The following is a 2,081-nucleotide window of genomic DNA, read 5'->3' as shown; positions in this document are numbered from 1 at the left end:
GCCCGCAGCGGGTGGAGCGGGCTGCGGGCCGCCTCGTCGGTGTGCGCCGCGACGACCGTGACCTCGTGGCCCGCGGCGCGCAGCGCCCGGGCCTGGTCCCGGACGGCCTCGTTCTCGCCGCTGGGCTGCGCGGAGGCGTAGAAGCTGTGCACCAGGGCGACCCGCAGCGTGTCCACCGGTCAGTCGGTCCCTCTCATCCGGGGCGGCCGCAGCGCGATCCGCGCCAGGTACGCCGGGTTGTTGCGCAGGTAGCGCCGCCAGAGGCGGCGGGGTTCGCGGGCGAGCCGGTACGACCACTCCAGGCCGCGCCGCTGCATCCACACGGGGGCCGGCCGCTGCAGCCCGGCGTGGAGGTCGAAGGCGGCCCCGACGCCGAGCAGCACGGGTGCGGTGAGCAGCGGCCGGTGCGCGGCCATCCAGTGCTCCTGCTTGGGCGTCGACAGCCCCACCCAGACCAGGTCGGCGCCGCTGTCGTTGATCCGCCGGACGGCCTCGGCGTCCTCCTCGGGGGTGAGCGGGCGGAACGGCGGCGAGTGGGTGCCGGCGATCCGCAGCCCGGGCAGCCGCGCCCGGAGCCGCTCGGCGAGCAGCTCCGGGACGCCCGTCCCGGCGCCGTAGAGGTAGGAGCTCCAGCCGCGTTCGGCGGCCCGGGCGAGGACGTCGAGCATCAGGGCGGGGCCGGGCACCCGGCTCATGCCGGGGACGCCGGCCCGCCGGCCGGCCCACACCATCGGCATGCCGTCCGGGACGGTCAGGCCGGAGGCGTTGTGGATGCGGCGCAGCGCGGTGTCGCGCTGGGACTCCATCACCCCGTGCACACCGGTGACGCAGACGTAGCCGCGCTCGCCGGTCTCCACCCGGCGGGTGATCTCGGCGAGGGCGGTGGCCGGATTGACGGCGCTGATGCCCACGCCGAGCACGTCGACCCGCGGCGGGGCCATCAGCGCTGGTGGGGGCGGCCGTCGCGGCGGGCCCGGACCTGGTCGTGCACCCAGCGGTAGGTCTTCTCCAGGCCGGTCAGCAGCGGGACGGAGGGCGCCCAGTCGAGTTCCTTGACGATCCGGGTGTTGTCGCTGTTGCGGCCGCGCACGCCCAGTGGGCCGGGCACGTGGCGGTGCCGCAGCCGCACCCCGGCGATCTCCTCGACCAGGGCGTACAGCTGGTTGACGGTCACCAGCTGGTCGGAGCCGATGTTGAGCGGCTCGGTGACCTCGCTGCGGGCGAGCCGCAGGGTGCCGGTGACGCAGTCGTCGATGAAGGTGAAGCTGCGGGTCTGCTCGCCGTCGCCCCAGATCTCGATCTCGTCGGAGCCGGTGAGGACGGCGGTGGCGACCTTGCGGCAGGCGGCGGCGGGGGCCTTTTCCCGACCGCCGTCCCAGGTGCCGTACGGGCCGTAGACGTTGTGGTAGCGGCCGGTGCGGGTGGCCAGGCCGAAGTCCTCGCGGAAGTGCCGGGCCATCCGCTCGGTGAAGAGCTTCTCCCAGCCGTAGCCGTCCTCGGGCATGGCGGGATAGGCGTCCTCCTCGCGCAGCGGCAGGACGGCGGCGTCGGTCTGCTTGTCGGCGGCGTAGACGCAGGCGGAGGAGGAGTAGAAGTAGCGCCGGGCGCCGTGCTCGCGGGCGGCGAGCAGCATGTGGGTGCTGGAGAGCACGGACAGCATGCAGTCCGCCTTGTGGCTCTCGATGAAGCCCATGCCGCCCATGTCGGCGGCGAGGTGGTAGACCTCGTCGGCTCCGCCTGCCATCGTCTCCTCGCACGCCTCGCGCAGCGAGAGGTCGCGGACGAGGTTCTCGGCACCGGCGTGCACCTGGTACCAGTCCTCCTGCGGTTTGCGGTCCACGGCCCGGACGGTGAGCCCCTCGGCGAGCAGCGCGCCCGTGAGGTGCCCGCCGATGAATCCTCCGGCGCCTGTCACCACGGCATCGACGTGTGCCACGGCTCGATCTCCCTTCCGGCAATTACGACAAGTCACTGGAAAGGGATATATCTGCTCTGAAGGGGTGTCAGGGGCCGATCGGGGCCGTACCCCGTCTGCGCCCCTCCATTCGGCGGAGCGCACGGCACTCCGGCCCGGCCGCGAG

At 73.7% G+C, this 2,081-nt stretch carries 2 protein-coding genes; both read right to left on the bottom strand.

Annotated features, from left to right (window positions below):
- Positions 1 to 179: 179 nt before the first annotated feature.
- On the bottom strand, positions 180 to 941 hold the full coding sequence (locus ABZ641_RS34535; protein ID WP_359988295.1) for a WecB/TagA/CpsF family glycosyltransferase: 762 nt from the start codon (positions 939 to 941) through the stop codon (positions 180 to 182).
- Positions 941 to 1,936 carry an NAD-dependent epimerase/dehydratase family protein gene (locus ABZ641_RS34530; protein WP_359988293.1) on the bottom strand — a complete coding sequence of 332 codons (996 nt, stop codon included), beginning with the start codon at positions 1,934 to 1,936 and terminating at the stop codon, positions 941 to 943. The genes ABZ641_RS34535 and ABZ641_RS34530 overlap by 1 nt, the downstream gene beginning before the upstream one ends.
- Between the last annotated feature and the right edge of the window lie 145 nt (positions 1,937 to 2,081).

It is taken from the genome of Kitasatospora sp. NPDC007106, assembly GCF_040634455.1.
Taxonomy (GTDB): domain Bacteria; phylum Actinomycetota; class Actinomycetes; order Streptomycetales; family Streptomycetaceae; genus Kitasatospora; species Kitasatospora arboriphila.
The sequence above is the reverse complement of the archived record's forward strand: the minus strand, read 5'-3'. Positions and strand labels throughout refer to the sequence as shown.

What these genes read in the sequence shown, in the direction of transcription:
- ABZ641_RS34535 (WP_359988295.1), bottom strand. Translation starts at nt 941, where the DNA reads ATGGCCCCGCCGCGGGTCGACGTGCTCGGCGTGGGCATCAGCGCCGTC.